Annotated in this window: 17 protein-coding genes and 1 tRNA gene; 7 read left to right on the forward strand and 11 right to left on the reverse strand. The window is 64.3% G+C overall.

The window, feature by feature from the left end:
• The 4 genes from F6B43_RS17125 to F6B43_RS17140 form a co-directional block, all read right to left on the reverse strand.
• Positions 1 to 253 (reverse strand): hypothetical protein (locus tag F6B43_RS17125; RefSeq protein ID WP_150450230.1); only part of this gene is annotated, 253 nt, incomplete at its 3' end.
• Between the two features lie 132 nt (positions 254 to 385).
• Positions 386 to 922 carry a hypothetical protein gene (locus F6B43_RS17130; RefSeq protein WP_150450231.1) on the reverse strand — a complete coding sequence of 179 codons (537 nt, stop codon included), beginning with the start codon at positions 920 to 922 and terminating at the stop codon, positions 386 to 388.
• A 53-nt stretch (positions 923 to 975) separates the two neighbouring features.
• Positions 976 to 1,428: a hypothetical protein gene (locus F6B43_RS17135; RefSeq protein WP_150450232.1), complete on the reverse strand. Its 453-nt coding sequence runs from the start codon at positions 1,426 to 1,428 to the stop codon at positions 976 to 978.
• Positions 1,429 to 1,528: 100 nt separating this feature from the next.
• Positions 1,529 to 4,222: a hypothetical protein gene (locus tag F6B43_RS17140; RefSeq protein WP_150450233.1), complete on the reverse strand. Its 2,694-nt coding sequence runs from the start codon at positions 4,220 to 4,222 to the stop codon at positions 1,529 to 1,531.
• A gap of 188 nt (positions 4,223 to 4,410) precedes the next feature.
• On the opposite strand from F6B43_RS17140, the gene F6B43_RS17145 reads away from it, so the two are divergent.
• The 3 genes from F6B43_RS17145 (at position 4,411) to F6B43_RS17155 (ending at position 5,488) form a co-directional block, all read left to right on the forward strand.
• Entirely contained in the window at positions 4,411 to 4,902 is a 492-nt protein-coding gene (locus F6B43_RS17145) for a DUF6069 family protein (RefSeq protein ID WP_150450234.1), read from the forward strand.
• A gap of 60 nt (positions 4,903 to 4,962) precedes the next feature.
• On the forward strand, positions 4,963 to 5,376 hold the full coding sequence (locus F6B43_RS17150; RefSeq protein ID WP_150450235.1) for a bleomycin resistance protein: 414 nt from the start codon (positions 4,963 to 4,965) through the stop codon (positions 5,374 to 5,376).
• Between the two features lie 40 nt (positions 5,377 to 5,416).
• A tRNA-Arg gene (locus F6B43_RS17155) sits at positions 5,417 to 5,488 on the forward strand.
• A 206-nt stretch (positions 5,489 to 5,694) separates the two neighbouring features.
• Here the strand turns inward: F6B43_RS17155 and F6B43_RS17160 are convergent.
• From F6B43_RS17160 to F6B43_RS17170, 3 genes are all read right to left on the reverse strand, one after another.
• Positions 5,695 to 6,825, reverse strand: a complete 1,131-nt coding sequence (locus F6B43_RS17160; protein ID WP_150450236.1) for a tyrosine-type recombinase/integrase — start codon at positions 6,823 to 6,825, stop codon at positions 5,695 to 5,697.
• A 385-nt stretch (positions 6,826 to 7,210) separates the two neighbouring features.
• Positions 7,211 to 7,618, reverse strand: coding sequence for a (deoxy)nucleoside triphosphate pyrophosphohydrolase (locus tag F6B43_RS17165; RefSeq protein WP_150450237.1), 408 nt, complete (start codon positions 7,616 to 7,618; stop codon positions 7,211 to 7,213).
• Entirely contained in the window at positions 7,615 to 10,713 is a 3,099-nt protein-coding gene (locus tag F6B43_RS17170) for a DEAD/DEAH box helicase (RefSeq protein WP_150450238.1), read from the reverse strand. The genes F6B43_RS17165 and F6B43_RS17170 overlap by 4 nt, the downstream gene beginning before the upstream one ends.
• A gap of 116 nt (positions 10,714 to 10,829) precedes the next feature.
• On the opposite strand from F6B43_RS17170, the gene F6B43_RS17175 reads away from it, so the two are divergent.
• Both F6B43_RS17175 and F6B43_RS17180 read left to right on the forward strand, forming a co-directional pair.
• On the forward strand, positions 10,830 to 11,150 hold the full coding sequence (locus F6B43_RS17175; protein ID WP_150450239.1) for a nucleotide pyrophosphohydrolase: 321 nt from the start codon (positions 10,830 to 10,832) through the stop codon (positions 11,148 to 11,150).
• Positions 11,137 to 12,918, forward strand: a complete 1,782-nt coding sequence (locus F6B43_RS17180) for a DUF2075 domain-containing protein (RefSeq protein ID WP_150450240.1) — start codon at positions 11,137 to 11,139, stop codon at positions 12,916 to 12,918. The genes F6B43_RS17175 and F6B43_RS17180 overlap by 14 nt, the downstream gene beginning before the upstream one ends.
• A gap of 157 nt (positions 12,919 to 13,075) precedes the next feature.
• Here F6B43_RS17180 and F6B43_RS17185 read toward each other — a convergent pair whose 3' ends face one another.
• Together F6B43_RS17185 and F6B43_RS17190 are read right to left on the reverse strand one after the other, a co-directional pair.
• Complete coding sequence (locus F6B43_RS17185) at positions 13,076 to 13,711, reverse strand: hypothetical protein (protein ID WP_150450241.1); 636 nt, start codon at positions 13,709 to 13,711, stop codon at positions 13,076 to 13,078.
• A 596-nt stretch (positions 13,712 to 14,307) separates the two neighbouring features.
• Complete coding sequence (locus tag F6B43_RS17190; protein ID WP_150450242.1) at positions 14,308 to 15,639, reverse strand: hypothetical protein; 1,332 nt, start codon at positions 15,637 to 15,639, stop codon at positions 14,308 to 14,310.
• 140 nt (positions 15,640 to 15,779) lie between these two features.
• Between F6B43_RS17190 and F6B43_RS19955 the strand changes: the two genes are divergently transcribed.
• Positions 15,780 to 16,778: an HNH endonuclease gene (locus tag F6B43_RS19955; protein ID WP_150450243.1), complete on the forward strand. Its 999-nt coding sequence runs from the start codon at positions 15,780 to 15,782 to the stop codon at positions 16,776 to 16,778.
• A 151-nt stretch (positions 16,779 to 16,929) separates the two neighbouring features.
• Positions 16,930 to 18,552 carry an exonuclease domain-containing protein gene (locus F6B43_RS17200; protein WP_246160045.1) on the forward strand — a complete coding sequence of 541 codons (1,623 nt, stop codon included), beginning with the start codon at positions 16,930 to 16,932 and terminating at the stop codon, positions 18,550 to 18,552.
• A gap of 122 nt (positions 18,553 to 18,674) precedes the next feature.
• Here F6B43_RS17200 and F6B43_RS17205 read toward each other — a convergent pair whose 3' ends face one another.
• Both F6B43_RS17205 and F6B43_RS17210 read right to left on the reverse strand, forming a co-directional pair.
• A complete protein-coding gene (locus F6B43_RS17205) occupies positions 18,675 to 19,223 on the reverse strand; it encodes a hypothetical protein (RefSeq protein WP_150450245.1) in 549 nt (182 codons plus the stop codon).
• On the reverse strand, positions 19,195 to 20,709 hold the full coding sequence (locus tag F6B43_RS17210; protein ID WP_170285727.1) for an RNA-directed DNA polymerase: 1,515 nt from the start codon (positions 20,707 to 20,709) through the stop codon (positions 19,195 to 19,197). Before F6B43_RS17210 ends, F6B43_RS17205 begins: the two co-directional genes overlap by 29 nt.
• Between the last annotated feature and the right edge of the window lie 43 nt (positions 20,710 to 20,752).

Raw genomic sequence — 20,752 nt, forward strand, 5'->3', positions numbered from 1 at the left:
TGGTGGGTCGTTTGGTGATGCCGTATCCGGCGGGTTCGTTGGTGAGGGTGGGTGGGGTGGGGGTGAAGGAGACGAGGTCGGCGAGGGTGATTTCGCGGATGAGTCCGACTTCGTAGTCCATGTTGCAGCGGTTGATCCGGTGGCAGGGGTCATCGGGCGCGACGCCGGGGGTGGTCTGTGCCGGGGCGGGCGCGGTGCCCTGATCTCGTGGGGAGTCGTTGTTGCCGCTGCCGGGGGTGCGTGACCGAACCACCGATATCGACGCTCGACCCATCGTTCACGACATCACAGTTGTTGAAATATCCGTTTGACTGGCAGCCTTCCGCAGCGTGTGCCGCCGTCGGAAGCATGAGTGCTGCAAGACCGGCCATAGCCACTACCGCGACTAGCTTCCTGCGCATAGCGGCGCCCCTTCTCTGCCATCAATGGTCGATAGCAACAGTCCTGTAGGCGAGGCCGCAGGCTTGAGCGTTACCTGCATCGACTGCACCGGTCGTCGATCAGGGCTGACGACCGAATTGCCGTTCTTGTCGACCCCGGTAATTGCAGAAACGTCCAAGCACACGGCAATACTGATATCGGTGCTCGGTGTTGCCTGCGTCGTCGAATGCTCGATGAGCGTGACCACAGAGTGACCAGACATCTTCCACTTGTCTGCGTACATCTGGCTGAACGATTCGCGGGCTGAAGCGTTCGCGTCACCCGTAGTCCAGTCAAAAACAGCCCTGAAGGTGTGCGGATCGCTCAGATCGACCTTGTTGAGCGCGTCGACGTAGTTGCGGTAGGTCTGCTCGGCGGCGGCGAACGCTTCTTCTTCGCTGACGAACGCGGGCGTGGCAGTGACGGGCTCGGGCTGGCCTGAGCATCCGCTGATCATCACCGCCAGCAGGGCGACGGCGAGAAAGGGGAGTGGTGACTTCATGGCACCACCGTAACTATTGCTACGGTACGCCGTGAAAGTTATCCACAGGGGCGTCAAGACCGCCGCGCGAGCTCCGCGTTCAGCATCGAGAACGTGCGCTCGTGGGCGAGGCGCGCGTGCCGTGCCATATAGGCCACAAGCGGCAGAGGCGCCTCGACTTCGGTGACCTCGCCGACGACGGTTCCGACATCCGTCGCTCGCGCGGTCGTCGTGGTGCGCAGGTAGCAGCCGGGGGCGGCCCTGACGCGCCCCTCGAGCGAGTCGGGCGACACACGGGTCATCCGGGCGGGGAAGCGGATCGTGTACCGCAACGGCCCGAGGCGCGGGCGCTCGACCACGGCCCATTCCGCCCATTCGCCGTCGGCCGCCGTGCCGCGCGCGACGACCTGCGCCGATTGCAGATAGGGGTGCATCCCGCGGTGCGCCGAGAGGTCGGCGAGGAAGTCGATGACCCCTGCCGGCGGCGCCGAGACGATGGTCGTCAGTTCGAACGAGCGGGTGGCCATCGCCCCATCATGGCGCGCCGTGCTCACGACGCACAGCACTACATGCGACCGTGCCGGGGTTGTCCTCTCGGAACCGTCAAACGCCCGGGAAGAAGACCGATCAGCGCAGGAACTGATACCTGATTTCTACCTGGATCTGGCTGAGGCCCGACAAATCCAGCCCGGCGTTTTCACGCGCGCCGACCACCGAGACGCTCCAGTCGCCGCCGACGCCGCGACCCCAGAAGGCGAGCGAGAGCGGGGCGGTGAGCGGAAGGTCGACCGAGTCGGGCTCCTCCGGCGACAGCGGCGTGAGCACCGCGCGTCGCGTGCTCGTCCGCGCCTGCAGTAGCTGCACGTCGATCGTGCCGTCGGCACGACGCTGCTCGTACCTTCCGCCGTGGCGGATCTCGCACGAGATCGCGCCGGACGGGTGTGCGGCGCCGACGAGGGCGAGCCGCACGCTGCGGATCTTCGCGTCGGCCCGGCCGGCGGGGATCTTCGCGGCATCCACGAAGAAGTCGAAGCGACCCGTCGCGCGCAGCTGCTCGAACTCGCGGTCGCCGGGCTCGAAGATGCGGCTCAGAACGTCTTGGTCGTGGTCGCGCTGGAAGTACGCGAGGTAGTCCTGCTGGATGCTGAGCGGCTTCATCATCTGCCCCCACGACGCGGTCAGGGCGGTCGCGAGGTCGATGTCGGAGAGATCGTGCTCCTGGTACTTGAGCCACGTCTCGGCGCTCAAGACGCCGGCATCGAGCGCGATGTTGCCCGCCTGCGGCTGCAGCGTGAGGATCTCGACCGACCGCGCGGCGCGGAACGCCATGCTGTTGAGGGCCTCGGCGCTCGACTGCGCGATGCTGATCGCGAGGAGCCCCGCCTGCCGCACCGACTCGGCGTCGACCTGGAGCTTGTCGGCGAGCGTTCCGGCCTGGCTGGCCAGTTCGGCCGCCCGCGCCGACCGCGCCTGCGCGGCGTCGATGCGCTGCTGCGCGAGCGCGACGCGGTTGTTGGCGATGAGGAGCTGGTGCGCGAGCTCGGCGCCGCGGCGCACGAGGGCGACCTGCTCCGAGTTGTCGGGCGTCGAAGACGCGGTGAGCTTCTCCACGACCCCGATGAAGTTGACGATGGTCTTTCCGGCTGCGATGACAGCATCCGCTTGCTTGCCGACCTTCTTGTAGGCGTCTTCGACCGCCTTCGTGTCGGCCTTCGTTCCGGCGAGCAGCGCCTTGGCGAGCGGTTCGGCCTGTGCGGTGACGGTGTCGACCAGGCTCACCATGGCGGGCACGAGGGCGACGAGGCTGGCTCCGCCGGTGGGGATGGCGGCGATCACGCCGACGACGGCGCCCGCGACCGAGGCGACCGTGCCGATCAGGTCTCCGAAACCGAACGACGTCTCTTTCATCTTCGCCATCGCGGCCTGCAGGTCGGCGCTCGCCTCGTCGAGCTGCTGCTGCACGAGGCTCGCTTCGTCGGTGGCGATGCTCTTCTCGGATGCTGCCAGCTCGGCGTCATTGTCGAAATTGCGCCGTGCGGCATCGGCGGCCTGCTGCTGCGACACGACGAGTGCAGCGAGGTCAGCGGTGGTGCCGCTGGAGAAGATCGTGTCGATGCCGTGCAGCAGGAAGCCCGTCGCGAGGGTGCTGAACCCCTGGTACGCCTGGATATACGTGTCGAAGTCGGGCCAGATGTCGAGCTCGGGGGAGAGGCCGAGCACGTTCGTGCCACCGCCGACCCAGATGCGCTGGCCCGCGACATCCTGCGAAACTCCGACGAGCTGAGCCTGCAGACGCAGCCCGAACCCGTTGTCGGGCTGCAGCTCGAGCCCGCGGGCGATCTCGGTCGCGGCGAGCTCTCCGTTCTCCGTCGGGTCTTCGGAGCTCGGGTTGTACCGGTGGTAGTAGTACTCGCCCATCGCGATGCGGAACGGTGCCCAGTAGTTGGCCCACGACGACCCGGTCGAATCGAGCAGGGGGCGCAGGCCCGCGATGAAGTCGTCTTCCGACACCGTCGATCGGGTGACGGAGCCCTCGGCCCCCCAGTTGCCGGGGGCTCCGTCTTGGCCGGGGGATGCTGCGCTCGGGCTGTAGGCACCGTCGGCGCCCGCGGCACCTCCCGCGCCGCCTCCCCCCGGAGCACCGGGCGCGGTCGTGAAGACCGGCTCGGTGTCGTCGGTGATCGAGGTGAAGACGATCGTGCCACCGTTGCCGCCCGAGCCGCCGGGAGCGCCGTACCCGCCGTTGCCACCGGGGGTGCCGTCGATCGTCATCTCGGGCACGAGCACGTCTTCGTACTCGAAGTCGAACGGGTCGTTCGGCGTGAGGTCGCGCTGCTCGGTGTGCTCGGCCGTGTACGAGCCGTTGCCGCCGGCCGTGCCGTTGCCGCCGCGGCCGCCGCTCGTGGCGTTGCCGCCGGCGACCGAGATCTGCGCGTTGACCGTGCGCCGGGCGTAGATCGTGACGCTGCCGCCGTCGTCGCCGGGCGAGCCCGCGGTACCGCTCTGCCCGTCGCTGCCCGGAGCGAGCGGACGACCGTCGTGCGAATACATCTGCGACATGGGCAGGGGTACGCCGTCGAGTCCGTTTGTGCCGGAGGCCCTGGCATCCTTCCCCCGTGCGTAGATCGTGAAGCCCGCGCCGTCGAACAGGTCGGTGACGATCACGAGCGGGCGCTCGGTGATGCGCAGTTCCTTTGCGAGGGTGACTTTGCGGGCGAGCAGGAACACCGGGCCATCGCCGGCGTAGGTGCGGCAGATGTCTTCGATCTCTTTCGTGACGATGATCTCGTCGCGGATGTACGGGGAGGTGTAGACGGGCATCGATGCGTCCTTCGCAGGTGGTGGCGGGGGTCGAATCGGAGGAGCGGTGTGGGGGTGCCGCTGATACGTCGGGTCTGCGGTTCGAAGATTGTGGTTCGAAGGGGGCGGCGAAAGATCAGAGCTTTCTTGGAGGGCGATTCATAGTGTGATCCGCGGCGCGCCCGAGCGCCACGGGCGGAAGGAACCCTGTGAACGAAAGCATCGCGACGACCGGATGGATGCCGCGCCTGTGGCGGGCGTTCGGCCTCGACTTTCCGATGGGACGCAGGCAGCCGGCCGTCGGGAGAACGATCGTGGCCACTGTGGTCGCACTCGTCGGGTCGATCGCCGCGTGTGCGGTGCTCGCGTGGCTCGGGCCGATCGTCTTCCCGCGTACGGCCGGGTACGAGCACTACGGCTTCGCCGACTACGCGAAGCTGACCACGATCGGTGTGCTGATCGCGTGCGCGGCGTGGCCGCTCGTGACGATGGTGACGACGCGGGCGGCGCGGCTGTATTTCTGGCTCGCGGTGATCGTGACGGTGGGGTCGTTCGTTCCCGACCTGTGGCTTCTCGTGCGCGGAGACGACGCTGAGGCGGTGCTGGTGCTCGCGGTCATGCACGTTGCGCTCGCAGTGGTGACGTATCCGGCAATGGTGCTGATTGCGCCGCAACGTTCTGGGTCGACGCGGGCCGCGTGACCCGGCGATAGGGGCGCTCACCCCTGGCCGGTGTGCTCGTCGCGTGAGTACGTTGTTGTGATGAACGAGCTCTGGTCAGGTTCGGCGGCCGCCATCCTTCCCGTTGCCGATCTCGCGCGAGCGGTGGCGTTCTACCGGGGGATCGGCTTCGACGTCGACGAGTCGGATGCCGGCGCCTACGCATTCGTCGAGTCCGGCGGCACGCGATTCCATCTCTCGGAGTCGCCCGGCTTCGACCCGTTCGTGAACGCGGGGATGGTGTACCTCTACGTCGACGACCCGGATGCCGTGCACGCGATGCTCGGGATCGAGGATCTGCGGCTCGATCACGCCGCGCTCGTCAAGCGCTGGCGGCGCGGCGAGTCGCTGGCCCGCATCCGGCCGGTGAGGGATGAACCGTGGGGGACGCGCGAGTTCTCGTTCGCCGACCCCGACAACAACCTCGTGCGGGTGGGCACGCGGCTGGTTCGGTGAAGTCGATCGCGCCAGGGCGTCGGTAAGCTGGATGCTGCCAGCCTCTGTAGCTCAATGGAAGAGCAGTTCCGTCCTAAGGAAACGGTTGGGGGTTCGAGTCCCTCCAGGGGCACCGTCTCTTTTTGCCTCTGACCAGGTATTTCTTCTGAGGTCAGACCACACAGATGGCGTATCTGCCCGCTTTTTGCCCGCATTCTGAGAACTCTGAGGGCAGCGACGGCCGTCTTCAATGGCTTTCGTTCGACGGCCGTGGACACCAAAATTGAACATTTCGGACGAGATGTGCCTCGTCGAAAACTGAGCAATCTGCTCTCTGACTTACTGCGGTCGCGGGTAGCGGGTCTGCGGACCCGACGGCAGCGCCACGAGCGGCATGGCCGCGTTGAGTCGCGTCGCCACCTCGTCCAGGTCATCCTCAAACAGGTCGGCGTAGGTGTCGAGCGTCATCGCGGCGGACGCGTGCCCGAGCATCCGCTGCACGGCCTTCACGTTGGCGCCCGAGCTGATCGCGAGCGACGCGGCGGTGTGGCGGAGGTCGTGAGGGGTCACCCGGGGGATGGATGGGTCGAACGCTTGCGCACGCCTCACTGCGTTCGCGAACCATCCTTGGCTGCCCGAGTTGCGCATGTGATTCACCCCGTCGCCGAACAGCAGCCCCTCGGGGCCTTTGCCGGCGCACGCCTGTTCGATCATCGGCGCGAGTCGGTCGGGGTAGGGGACGGAGCGCTTCTCATGCGTCTTGGGAGTGCCGACGTGGATCTCGTAGGCGATCATCACGGCGTTCTCCTCGATGACGAAGCGTTTACGCAAACGGTTCACACTACGCACTCGCAACCCGGTCGCCTCACCCCAGCGCAGGCCCGTGTATGCCAGTGTCAAAACGAGAGTCGGATACGCCGAACATGCCGCGAGCGTCGCCACTTGGTCGTGCGTGAGATAGACGCGACGCTTGCCCGGACCCTTCCGGGGGAGGCTGCGCACATGTCGCGCCGGGTTGCTCGCGAGACGACGATCGTCGATCGCGACGTCGAGGATTCCGGCGAGCACGCCCAGGGCGCGGAGGACCACCGTGCGCGATTTCTGCGATGCCAGGTCTGACACCCAATCCTGGACTTCTGAGCGCCGAATGGACGAGATCTCTCTGTCGGCCCACACCGGAGCGACATGGTTCTCCCATGCTCGCTCGAGCGTCATGTAGTACGAGGGTTTCGCCATCGGCGGCCGCTTGGCTCGCAACCAGCTGTCGGCAAACATCCGGACGGGAACCCTCGACGCCACCGGGTCGATGTACTCGCCCTTGGCCTTCGACACCGTGATCATTGCGAGGTAGAGCTCCGCTTCGCGGATCGTCTTGAACCCGCGCTTCTCCGCTTCTTTGCGATCCGGCTTCCGATAGCGCACGCGGTAGCGGCGACCCTTCACCGTTTCGTACGGGGTTACGCTGCCCATCTCGACCTCCGCTCATGCCGGCTCGACGGTCGTCTTGACCAGTGTCCGACACTGGTCGGATGCCGTCAACGCGGCCGACGAGGGATGTGGATACGTGGTGGAGAACGTCGTCGACTGGCGTTGAGAAGGGGCGCCTTCCTCCGACGCCGAGAGTGTAGCGATCGGTCGCATCTCCGTTCTCGCCGCTCACTCCTTGCAGACTCCGCGCTGGCGCGCGTCACTTAGCAGCCGTTCGACGACGCGCACTGCGCCGCGCCCGATCGCTGGGTTGCTGATCGTCGACGGAAGACTATTGATCGGGAGTGCGCTGGCAGTTAGGAATCTGCAGCCCGGGCCAGCGCGCTGCGCATGATGGCCACTCGGAGGCGCGCTTGACGACTTGGGGCTAGTGGGTCGCTTGTGACCCGACCGCCCTCCTCACCGCGGGTAGCGCGAGCTGATCTGAAGGCAGCCATGCCACCTCCCCAAGGTCGCTCGGCAGCAGCCAGCGGAGCTGGTCATGGTCTTCTCCGGCAGTAGGTTCACCCGTGACCACTGTGGCAAGAAACAGCCGCAGAACGTGCTTATCGCTAATGCGCCACGGCGCGCCGCCGTCCACAACTTCGCCCATGACGCTGATGGTCGAGTTCAGCTCCTCCTTCAGCTCCCGTGCCAGGGCTTCTTCAAGATTCTCGCCTTCCTCAACCTTGCCACCCGGGAACTCCCACTGGCCCGCGAGGTCGACTGGTCGAGTTCGACGTGCCGCCAGCACCCGCCCATCGCGAACGATCACCGCACCGACGACCACACTCATTGCGCCGCCACCGATGCTCTCTGAAAGAAGTCCGAAGGCATGGATCGATCGAGCCGCCAAGTGATCGCAATTGGTCGCTCGCCAACGTGCTGAACGAACTTCGCAGTTCCCAGGAGCAGATAAGGCGCGGTTCCGAACTCGTCCTCCTTGTGCTCACGAACGAACAGAAGAACGTCGCTCGATCCCGACAGGTACCGCTGGCCGGTCGGGGAAGCGATGGTGGTTCCCGACTGACTCTCCCAGTGGAAAAGGTCGTGGCTGATCGGATAGTCGCGGTACATGGTGGTGGGCGAGAACGCTGCAGCCGACTTCTTGAGCGTGACGAAGAACGCGTCGACATTCTCGGGGGCTACAAACAGGACGCCTTCTCGGAACGAGTTCGGCCGCCGTTGCATGCTGGCGTAGCGAAGCGCCGCGAGAGCCTCCTCACGTTGGTACCGAGCGTGTACTTGGAGCGGTGTCCACGAGAGCCTGCCGGGCATCGCGGCCGGAATGTGTCGCGCGGAGTCGAATCCGATCTCAATCACCGCGTCCAGTTCCTCGCGTACTGCTCGCTCTGCTTTGAGGGATCGCAGTCCGTCTTCGATGGAGGAGAATCCGCCGCCATCAGGCCAGAGCGAAAAGAAGAGCATGTCGGCGAAGAGACGGCTTCGTGCAGACAGCTCCGCGTACTCTGGCGAATCGTCCGTCAATAGATTCCGATACTCCCGCGCTCGCTCGCCATCGTCGACGTGGACCAACGCGCGAACGCGCTTCAGCAGGTCAGTTTCGCGTTCCGCCCCGCCGGAAGTTGGAAGCCCAGCATCTCTTCGAAGTTGCGTCCACGAACGGCCCCGTTGCCCTCTCTTGAGCACATCGGCGAGCTCGACTCCGGCCTCGCTCAGGAACTCCTCCAGCGTCATGTCCCCATACGAGCGCAGCTCGGTGGCGAGCTGATGCCATCGATTGGCGACCTGCCCCTTCAAGTTTTCGAGGATGAGACGTTGCGACTGTCGGTCGAGCACGATTTGTGACCCGGACGGCAGGAACGGGAAACCGTGTTGGACCTGGCGGGCTACTGCCTGACGTGTCAGCCCGGTGAGGGCACGCAGCTTCATGTCCCAACGAAACTGCGTGCTCTGATGACCTACGAAATCGAGAGCCGTAAGCACGGCCTTGTCTGCAGTGCGGCGCAGGCCCCGACCCAGCTGCTGAAGGAAGATGGTCGCACTCTCGGTAGGACGCAGGAAGAGCACAGTGTCCACATAAGGCACGTCAAGTCCCTCATTGAACAGCTGCGCCGAGAAGATGACGTTGACTTCCCGACTGCGGAGCCGGCGAAGCGCTTCGTCGCGCGGCGCCTGTGAGCGCCCGTCACCGCTGATCATCAAGGCAGGGATCCCCGCCTCATTGAACACTCGTGCCATGTACTCCGCGTGTGAGATGTCCACGCAGAAGCCGAGTGCACGCATGCCGAGCGGGTCAATCACTTTGTCCAAGAGCTCGTTGACCACGATCCGCGCGCGGGCGTCGTTTCCCGTGAAGAGCTTCGAGAGCTGCGTGGCGTCGTAGCCGCCGCGCACCCACGCGATCCTCGACAAGTCTGTGCCGTCTGCGATAGCGAAGTAGTGGAAGGGCGACAGAAGCTCCTGGCCCAGGGCATCCCACAACCGCAGCTCCGCTGCCACGCGTCCATCGAAATAGCCCAAGATGTCATTGCCGTCGGCGCGCTCCGGGGTCGCAGTGAGGCCGAGCAGCTCCTTTGGCGCGAGATGGTCTAGAAGCTTCCGGTACGTTGCTGAGCTGGCGTGATGAAACTCGTCAATCACGACGACGTCAAAGGCGTGGGCAGGAATGTTCTCAACCCCGTAGGAGGTGAGTGATTGAACGCTCGCGAAGACATGTTCCCATCGCTCTGGCCGGCTACCTGCGACGTAACTCTCGCCGAAGTTCTCGTCGCCCAGCACCTCGCGGTACGTCCGAGAAGCCTGTGTGAGAATCTCCTTTCGGTGGGCAACAAATAGAAGTGAGCGCTCCGGGCCGCCGAGCCGCTGGTAGTCGAATGCCGCCAGAACTGTCTTGCCGGTGCCCGTCGCCGCAACCACGAGATTTCGGTGGCGGCCGTGCACCTCGCGCTCTGCATCCAGTGCGTCAAGCATCTCCAACTGGTAGGGATACGGGCGAACGTCCAGGCCCGACAGTGACACCGTCATCCGGTCGTGGCGCCGCGTCCCGGACGCCTCCGCGAGCGCATCGTCGAGTCGGTCCCGATCGCGATCTGGGTCGTACACCTCGTAGCTCGCGTCGTTCCAGTAGGTCTCGAACGTGGCCTGGAACTTCTCCAGCAGCGCCGGCGTACCCACGCCGGACAGCCGGACATTCCACTCCACTCCGTCGAGCAGCGCAGCCTTCGAGAGATTCGACGAGCCCACGTACGCGGTGTTGAACCCGCTGCGGCGCTGAAAGAGCCAAGCCTTTGCGTGCAGACGGGTGCGCATCGCGTCGTACTGCACCCGAACCTGCGCGCCGAACTCACGCGCCAGGCGATCGATAGCGGCACGCTCCGTAGCCCCCATGTAGGTCGTCGTGATGATTCGGAAGGCGGCGCCCCGGCGCCGGAGTCGAGCGAGCTCCGCCTCCAGGAGTCGAACCCCGTGCCACTTCACGAAAGCACACAGGAGGTCTACCTGGTCTGCCGTGTCGATCTCCGATTTCAGCTCGGCATTCAGGTTCGGCTCGCCCCGGGTGTTCGTGAGCAGCGCGGCCTCACTGAGGGGCGTAGTCGGACGGACGTTGTCGTACGTCGAGATTCCCGGACCAGCGGGCGGCGAGAGTCGCTGGAGTTGGCGCGCCGGAGCCACCACAAGGTCGGGAGACGAAGCTAGCTCTTTCAGTAGCCGGTTCACGAGATCGAGGCGTTCGCCTTCTCCTGAAATAGATGAGAGCTGCCGAACGGTCTGCTCGTAAATCAGTCGCGCGAGCACGTGAGGCTGATCTGCTTCGTCGACAGGCTCAACCGTTGGTAGAAGCCCATCCAGAGAGTGGAGGCGTCCCTGCAGGCTCGAGGTGACGAGCGTCTCATAGAGTCCAGCCTGCAATTCGGGGGATCCCGCCATCCTGCTCCTCCCACCGCCTGCTTGTTTAATTCACACGCTAGTCGAGCAGGCTGTCTGCGATGGGCGAATTGACCTTCGGGGGAGGCCGAGGCGCGTGTCCTGATACGGTCGCAACCGTGACGAGTGAACGGGTTCGGAAGGCGCTGGAGGAGTTCGTCCGAGAGCGTGACTGGGCCCAGTTCCACACGCCGGCGAACCTCGCCAAAAGCATCGCGATCGAGGCGGGGGAGCTATTGGAGTGCTTTCAGTGGAGCGACGATGCGGATGAGGCTCAGGTGCGGGCCGAGCTCGCCGACGTGGTGACCTATTGCACGCTGCTCGCTGCTCGGCTCAGGATCGACCTCGACGAAATCGTGCTTGAGAAGCTCGTCGCTACCGGGGAGAAGTACCCGGCCGATCGTGCACGGGGACGGAGCACAAAGTATGACGCCCTTTGACATCGAGCGACTGAACCTCACGTCTGGCGCGGTCTCGGGTTGGGTGGCGGGCGACGAGCGTCTCAGGAACTGGCCGGTCGTCTACGTGCTCGACGGTGCAAACCCGTCTGGGGGTGGGTCCGTCTACGTCGGTGAGACGGTGAACGCCGCTGCGCGAATGCGCCAGCATCTCGCGAACCCGGCCAAGAGCGCATTCCGGAGTGTGCGCGTCGTCATCGACGACACCTTCAACAAGTCGGCGTGCCTTGATTTGGAGTCTCATCTCATTCGTTGGCTCGCTGGCGACGGGCAGTTCACCGTGATGAACGGCAACGAGGGGATTATCGATGCTCGGTACTACGAGCGCGACCTGTATCGCGAGAGCTTCCGCGACATCTTCGAGAAGCTCCGATCAGACGGAATCTTTCAACGCAGCATCCCTGAGATTGAGAACAGCGACCTCTTCAAACTGTCGCCATTCAAAGTCCTCACGCCGGAGCAAGCAATCGCCGTCGAGGACATTGTGGAAGGGCTCCTCGCCGACCTCGAGACTGGAGCGTCGTCCGCAAGCGTCATCGAGGGGCAGCCCGGGACGGGCAAGACCATCATTGCGATCTTCCTGATGAAGCTCCTCGCGGACATTCGCGACCACAGCGATGCAGACGAAGTCGAACCAGACTCGATGTTCGCCGAGTTCTTCGTCCCCGAGAATCGCGCGCTGCTCGCGGACCTTCGGATCGGGTTCGTTGTGCCTCAGCAGTCTCTCCGCGAGTCGATCAAGCGGGTGTTCAAGAAGACGCCAAAGGTGACGGAGGGACAGATCCTGACGCCCTTCGACGTCGGAGCATCTGATCAGCCGTGGGACCTCCTGATCGTCGACGAGACCCATCGCCTGAACCAGCGCGCGAACCAGTCTTCCGGTGTCAACAACAGGCGATTCATCACCATCAACGAGAACCTCTTCGGCGCCGACGATCCGTCGAAGACGCAGCTGGACTGGATCCGCGCCCAGAGTCGGCACCAGATCTTTCTACTCGACGCCGAGCAGACCGTGCGGCCGGCTGACCTGCCCCAGAGGATGCTCCGATCACTCGTAGAGGAGGCCAGGTCGACCCACCGCCGGTACCCGCTGTCCACCCAGATGCGCGTTCGCGCGGGCGTCGACTATGTGCAGTTCGTGCGCGACGTCCTGCGCGGCGAGAGCAGCGCGAGCGAACGGCCTGACTTCGGTGACTATGACCTGAGGTTCTTCGATAACCTCGCGGCGATGCAGCGTGAGATCGTTGACCGCAACGCCGAGCATGGCCTCGCGCGCCTGATCGCGGGCTACGCATGGGAGTGGCGGAGCAATCGCGACAAGCAAGCGTTCGATATTGAGCTGGATGGAGTGAGCCTTCGGTGGAATAGCCAAGCCAAGGACTGGATCAATAGTCCCGCATCCATCCACGAGGTGGGCTCAATTCACACCGTCCAGGGTTACGACCTCAACTACGCCGGCGTCATCATCGGCAATGACCTCCGCTACGACCCGCACTCGCGACGGCTTTTCATCGACCGCAGCTCGTATCGTGACGCCAAGGGCAAAGAGAACAACAAGCAGCGCGGGATCGCGTACTCCGACGACGACCTGCTCGAGTTCATTCGCAACATCTATGGAGTGCTCCTGACGCGCGGGATTCGGGGGACTTACGTGTACGTGTGCGACCCAGCTCTCCAGGAGTACATCGCAGGTGTTATCGGCGATGACGGCAACGATGCATCGGCGCCAGGGGATTCCTTTGCAAACTGACGATCTCAGCGGCCGACGAATACAACGCTTTGAAGGTTGCTCCGGCGACGAATCGGACCGCGCAGGTGGTCCCTACCGTCCATCCGGCGCTGTCCTTCTTCGGTGCTCGTGCTCGAGCTAGGGGCGCTCCAACCCGCTGACGCTGCGCAGTTGCGCGTCAGGCCGGCAGTTCGACGACGTGAAATCCCGTGATCGGCTCCAGCGGCCAGTCGACAGCGAAGAGACGGTTGAAGCTGAGCACGAATCGTGGATTTGTCCGCTCAGTGCCGCGCTCGACCATCAGCACGATTTCGCCTGAATCAGGCTCGGCCGCCGATCGAGCGACGCGGATCGACTTCATCAATGGGCTGAGCTCCAGTCGCTGCGATCGCGGCGCATCTCGTGCGGCCAGCAGCTCCGCCCTCAGCGCCTCCGCGCGTGGCGAGCTCGGCACGACCCGCATCGCGACACACGCAGCGAGGTACGCAGTCTTTACGGCTGCAATGTGGGTCCTCGCCGTATCTGCCTGGGGGTAGATCATCTCAGACGATCCCCCGTTCTGGAGGATCTGATCGACTGCACTGTCTCGTTTTCCCTGCTGAAAGAGAATGAAGCCTCCCGCGGCGTTCTCTCGACCGAGGTACTCGCCGGCGAAACGGCGCCCAGTTGCGGCGGCTCCGGACATCTTCGCCTTGCCGATCGAGTTCTCGTACCATCCCTGGAGATGTGGCTCGAGCTTCGAGCCGAACTCGTTGTTGCAGCGCTCACAAGTCAGTGTCACAGCGTTCCCGCCGATTGAGTGCCGGTGGAACATGCTCGCGGCTTGACGGGCTCGCAGCTAGGCAGATCGGGCACTCCCCGAGATCCATGAACTCGAATCCGACAGGCGTAGCGCGGAAGGTGGTCTGATCGCCGACCGGGCGTGGCATCCGCGCCTCTAGCAGAGACCCGTCTTGCATTCGCAGCGCGGCGCGGCTGATCTCGGGGACGCCGCGGCCACCCGCCTTCCCAACAACGCTCTCGATCACGCCCCTCGCGCGATACGCCGCCTGGTCATCTTCCATCAAAGCCGAGTGTATCGACGGCTGCCGACACTGCAGTCGAGGGCGGATCCGCAAACGGGCGACGTGCCGAAGCGGCGGGTCTACCGGGCATCGCTCGGATACGTCGGCTCGCGGCCGGCATACCACTGCATGGTTGCGGTCGCGCGCTCGTGCGGGGGGCGCACGGGCACCCGCCTTAGATTGCGCTGTCGGAAACGGACGGCCTTGCTGGCTATCGAGCGCTCGGCCACGCCCGTCCGTCGATCATGCTTGACCGGCACGTGCATCCGGCTCGCGCTGGACTCGAGCCTCTCAAGACGATGGTTGTCTCCTTCGCGGTCGCGGAGCAGCCGACCGCGACAGCTGGCTACACCGCGCCCTCGTCCGGCTGAGCATCATCATCGCTAAGCAGGCTTGCGAGCGGCCCGCGCCAGTCGTAGTGCGCCAAGGGAACGACGAGAGTCCCCTCACGAAGGTCGTGAACATCGCCCGCGGTGAGCTTCCATCTCGCGGTCAGTTGCTCGGGAGACTCGTCCTCAACAAAGAGGACCAGCACGATGTCGTCCTCCTCCGTTATCCGGGCCTCCTTGGAGCGTAAGAGGTTCAGCGAGAGGGACAGCTTCGCTGGAGATATCTGCGAGATCTGGAGGAGGCCATCGGTGTCGCGAGGCACGAACGGGGCGATGTGCGTGTCCCTCAGGATGTACGCCAGACTGTCGCGACCCCACTCTGGCGGGCGATCCGGAAACAGTTCGGCCCGGTCGTCGCGTTCCGGATCCTCCCAATCGAGAGCGCGCACCGGCTCGTCGAACTCGATGTCGACACGGACGTCGCGGAGGGATCTCATTTCCGGGTTCGTCACGCGAACGCGGATCCCGACGGCGATCCGCGCCGCGAGATCGTGGAGTCCGGATGCTGGATCCGCCATTGCAGCCGTGGTCCACCGTTCGATCTGACGTCGGAAGTTGGTCTCGGAGCGCTGCTCGATCAGGCCCTGAGATGCGAGGAGCCCGAAGGGACCCCCTACGCGGTCTGATCCGATTCCACGCAGATAGTCGTCGTTCGCGTCCTCGACCCAGCTCACGACTCGCTTCGGATCGAACTGGACGCCCATTACCGATCCTTCGATGGCGACCGTGATCTCGGGCAACTTGGGATCCTCCCCGGACGCCATCAGTCTCGTGAGCATGGATTGGACTTCGACCCCTTTGGCCTTCTCCGTGTTTCCATCCCCGCGAAGGTAGATGTCTCCGTTGCACACCCCTTCGCCGTCGGCCAGACACGGCCATATCCGCGCGGTCGGTGGGTCTGCAATGATCGCGATCACGTCATGCTCATCGTCGACGCGTATGCGCTCGAAGTCCCACCCCGGTCCGTCGGCACCGGTCAACTTGCTGACCTCGCGCTCGAGATCCTTCGCCTCGAACGCGGCGATCCCCGAGATCGCGCCGGGGCTGACACCGAGAAGCATGACGGCGTGTCCGCCAAACCGCTTCGCCGCCTTAGCGGGATCGCGGTTCGCGGCGCCCAGAACGAACTTCGCGACTTTGTGACGACCACGCTTGCCGTTCAGGTCGATGTCCGACTTCAGCTCGAGGAAGTACCTCTCCTGACGGTCATCGGAGGCAGCAGCCCACTCAACCAGGGCGGACCATCCACGCGCGCCGGTGGGAAGACGGCTGAGGTCGATCTCGGTCATAGGTCGATCGAACCACATGGCTCGGACTCCCCGGTGAGCCGATTAGATCCGCATCCGGACATCGCGCGTGAGCGGGACGCGTGCGTGCGCGCGGGATGGTCGGCGCGGGCGGTGTAGCAGGCGAACGCTAGCATCGTGACGTGCGGATCGTTGTCGGAGTGACTGACAGCCGCTGGGCAGCGTTCTTGCGGGACCGTGCCGCAATCACGGACGTGAACTTCTGGCAGCCTTCCCCACACGGCTTCAAGGCTCTGCAGGAAGGCGGACCCTTTCTATTCAAGACGAAGCGACCCGGTGCGTTCCCCGACGTTGACATCCCGGGCTACTCGCTCGTTGGCGGCGGCTTCTTCGAGGAGTACTTCGAGATGCCCGTGACCGAGGCATGGACGATCTGGGGACAAGGAAACGGGGTTGCCACCGAGCAGGAGCTGCTCGACCGCGTGCGGGCATACCGTTCGAACAAGCGGTGGGCGGACGATCCCGACCCCATCATTGGCTGCATCATCCTCCGCAACGTGTTCTTCGCACCGCGCGGTGAGGAACTCCCGCAACCACCCAACTGGTCGCTCAACAACGTCACCATCGAGGGCTATGAGACGCTCGGCCGAGAACGGAAACCCGACTCGGAGTACGTGCTGCAGGCCTTTCAACTGATGCAAGGCAATGCTCGCGTTGACTTCAGCTGGGACACCGACCTTCGGAGCACGGCGATCGAGTGGGACGGGCCGAAGTACGGCGAGCCGGTTCTCATCAGCCCACGGATGGGGCAGGGCAGGTTCCGTCGCGCGGTCGACGAAGCGTACGGCTTCCGCTGCGCGGTGACGAGCAGCAAGACGTACCCGAGCTTGGAGGCCGCGCACATTCGCGACTACGCGCACGACACTGGCACCCACCAGGTGTCCAATGCCCTCTTGCTCAGGTCCGACGTGCATACCCTATATGACCGCGGCTACCTCGGCATCGATGCCGACCTCCGCCTGCGTGTGAGTCCAGCACTCCGCGCGCGTGGATGGAACGGCGTCGAGTTCTACGAGAAAGAGGCCGCCGAGTTCAAGATCCGCGCGCCGGAGAACCCCCTACTTTCGCCCGACCGCGACGCGCTCGCTTGGCACCACGAGAACCGCTTCCGCGCCGCGTAGCCCGCTGAGTGCAAGGGGAATCCTTGCGGGTACGCGCGCAAGGGGAGCCGACATGTTCGCCGTGCGGGGCGTTGATGATGTCGCGTCGGCGCCTCGAGGCATGATGGGTCGAGTGCGCTTCTCACCGGCAGCGCAGGGACATGGGGAGAGCATGGGCTGGCTTGATTGGCTGTTCGGCGGCAGTAGCGCGAAGAAGAATGTGGCGGCAGAGCGGGTGGCGTCGCCGCCTCCGCTGTCGCGTCCGCCGTACTTCGCAATCATCGACGTAGAGACGACTGGCCTGTCACCGAAGAAGGATCGGGTGCTGGAGCTCGCGGTCGTCCGAGTCGACCAAGGTGGCAACGTCGTCGACGAGTGGTCGACCAGGTTCAATCCCGAGGGGCCCGTCGGGGCATCTCACATTCATGGCATCACGCAGGCCGATGTTGCGAACGCACCCCTGTTCCGCGATGTCGCGGCTTCCGTTGTGTCCTACATCGCGGGGCTGCCCATTGCGGCGCACAACGCGCGCTTCGATCTTGCGTTCCTCCGCGCGGAGTTCCGCCGCGCCGGGTGGGACGTTCCGTGGCTGCCCGCATACTGCACTCTCGACGGCAGCCATCACTACATGCCTCATCTGGACCGTCGCCGTTTGGTCGACTGCTGCTGGAGCGCCCGCATCCCCCTGAAAGACGCCCACTCGGCACTGGGCGACGCTCGTGCGACGGCCGGACTCCTTCGTCATTATCTGCAGGCGCAGGGTCGCGTGCGTCCCCATCCGCCCCTCCTCTCGGTGCACAGTGACGCACGCGGCGTGGTGTGGCCCTCAGCGCCGACGCGTGCACCACTCGCATTCCTGCCGGACGAGCCGACGTCGGCGCAGTCGCGTCCGATCAGGGTCACCAATGCCCGCCCGAAACAACCTGCGCTTATCGCGCAACTTTCGAGACTGAGCCTCGTCGAATTGCTTGATGAGGGGGCGCCCGTAGGATCCCTCACGTACGTCGAAACCCTCTTGGACGCTCTTGAGGACGGCGTCATCTCCGAAGATGAAGCGGCCGCGCTGCAGGACCTCGTCGAGGTCTACGAGCTCAGTGACGCCGATGTCGCTGACGCACACCAGGCCCTTGTGTTCGCTCTCGCACACAAGGCGCTCGACGACGGCCATGTGTCCCGGGATGAGCGGAGCGAACTGGAATCAATCGCGTCGTCGCTGCAACTGGCGAGCACGCTTGTTCCCAAGCTGATCGCCGAAGCAGACGCCGCGCGCGCCGCGCGGCTGAGCGCGAAACTCCGTCCGCTTCCTACCGACTGGGCACTCGGCGAGCCACTGCGGGTCGGCGACAAGGTCATCTTCACGGGCTTCGATGGGCGAGAGCGTGAACGAGCACGACTCGAGCGTCGAACCCAGGAGCTTGGTGTTCGCGTGCTCGGGGCCGTTTCCGGCCTCACCGCGATGCTCGTGACTGACGGCTCTTTCGCAGGAGGCAAGCTCGCGCGAGCACAAGAGCTCGGTACCCGCATTGTTGACCCCGAAACGTACGCCATCCTGCTCAAGCATCTCCAGCCCGTCAAGGCCGCCGTGCCTATGCTGAGACAGGCCCCGGCGACGATGACAGCAGTCGCAGGGAGCACACCAATGACGGTCCAGACGACCACCTCTCCCGGTGAGATCCGCGCATGGGGCATCGAGAACGGCTACACAGTCGGTGTTCGCGGCCGGCTCTCAACGGAACTGGTTCAGGCCTACGAGCTGGCGCTACTCGATGCGCAGAAGGAGCCTGCAGGCCCGTAAGCCGGTCCATCTTTGAGTGCACTTAGTCGGCCCCGGTGCCCCGTCGAGACCAGCCCCATTATCGGCGCAGGTCAACGATAAGTAGGACTTCTGTCTGTAGTCGGGGCGACAGCTTCGGTCTTCTACGCTAAGCCGCGCGCCCGGAGGGCGGAGCCCGCTTCCGCGTCAAGCACGCGCACGAAGCGATTGCCAATGCGCAACGCGCTTGAGGCGGTTCCCCGAGTAGCCCGGAGACGGTTGCCATCTACGCGGACAAGGAGACGCTGACGAAGGCTTCGTTCCAGTTCAAGTTGTTCACTCAATCGGGCTGTCTGCAGACGCGTCAGCGTTTCGGTTCCGTGTGCGATGGCGTTTCGCAGCTGCACAAGCAGCATGAAGTCCTGGTCCTCGACCCGTCCGTCAACAGACACGCGGAAGGAGTCGCGGAGCGATTCCCGGCGCGCAGACCAATTTTGGCGGAGTCGCTCGCGAGCGAGTTGTTCGAGTGCAACCTCGAATGGGCTTTCGCCGGTGAGGTACTCGGCGGTGAGGATCTCAAGAAGGCTGTCAACGTAGTTTTCAACTATGGATGGCACCCTTAGCACAGCGAAGTCTGGCGGATGCTCGCGCGAATCCAGCGTCGCGATCGACCAGAGAGCCACCTCAGCTGGCCTGCTCAGCGGCGACTGCACGTTGCTCGCCTCCCCATGCGAACGCTTGCCGATACACGGGCGAAGAGCCGGCTATCACCTTGCTGAGGTCGTGGTCGAGGGCTGCGCCGGTACGACCCCAGGCGGCTGCAAGCCCCGTCCGCGTGATCGATGTAGCTGCACCGAAGAGTCTCGCCAGTCGTCGCTCGGTAAGCTCACCCCACTTCGCCAAGGTCCATGCAGCTTCAGCCCGTACAACCTCGTGCTCGTCTTCAAGTTGGCGCTCGACCCAGCGACTTAGCTGCCGCGCGTGTTTGACCGACTCGTCGATAGTTAGTTCCGAGCTGTAAGTGAGCAGCCAAAGCTTGGCCCAGGGGCTTTGCCTCTCCATCGCGACGAGCCGGCTGATGCTCCTACGATTCTTCTCCTGCTCACTGGGTCTAGCGCGAAGATAGAGAATCACGCTACTGAGTTTGAGGGGGTCGATGAAGACCAGCTGCGTGAGCGTCTTGTCGGATACACGATCGGGCGCGTTTCTCAGGCTTCGCAGTGCCTTGGCCACCAACTGGCTCGGCAGCTCTGACCTGCTCCGGTTCTTTGTCCAATCCTTCAGGACGCGCCGGAACGCTTCGTTCATTGCAGTTTGGTCGTCAGGCACTTCTTCCGTCGTAACGGGCTCGCCGTACCAGTCCATCAGCTCGTCGAATGTTGTCAGGTCGGACTGCGCGGCGGTGAAGTACTTGTCAACCATCTTTTGGAGGACAGCGTCGTCGTCCTCAAACTTCGTTACCTTGTGGATCGCCGTCTTTTCCGCCGAGAGGATGAGGCCGATCCCGCGTGCTACCTCGGCGGCACGCTCGATGATCTGGTTGGCGGTTGCCCAGTCTGACGCCAAGACCTTGAAGTCATCGGCGTATCTCAGCACCTCATAGCCGTGACGGAGAAGCGCCCGTTCAAGGATAGAGAGGTAAGCATCCGCGAGGACGTCGCTCGACGACACCATCTGCGGGAGCCCCCGGGCAGAACCGAACGCTTCTCCTAGCAGCTCAACTGTCGCCTCGACGTGGGGGACGTCCATTGTTTGTACGAGCAATTCGCGACGCAGAATGGCATGGTCGACGTACTCGTACATGGAGGCAATGTCGAGTGTCACGATGTACTTCGTCGTACCTGGCGCGCCGGGTCGGCCGAACGCTCTGAAGGCAGCCCAGTTCTCGGGCGTGCGCGATTCCGGTGGCAGCGCGGGCCGGAGTTGATCGACGAGGGCGTCGTAGGCAATCCGATCGCGCGCCGCGAGGAGAGTAATCGGACGGGGTCCGAAGCCCTTGCGCGGCATGCTGAAGGTTGCCGCCATTACTGAAGCTCCCGAGGAGTAACTTGCGGCGACGTCCTCGACCAGTTTCCCTTCGCGCCCCTCGAGAGATCGCTCCGAGATGAGCATGGGTAGCCGATCGAGTGGCTTCGATGTGACGCGCTGCGCGACTTCGGTCAGCTTGAGCTTCTTCACAACGACGGGATCAATTCTCATTCGGTAAGCCTCCATAGGGATGCTAGCGATGAGCCGCTCGACT

Origin of the sequence: Microbacterium rhizomatis (assembly GCF_008710745.1) — a bacterium.
GTDB lineage: Bacteria > Actinomycetota > Actinomycetes > Actinomycetales > Microbacteriaceae > Microbacterium > Microbacterium rhizomatis.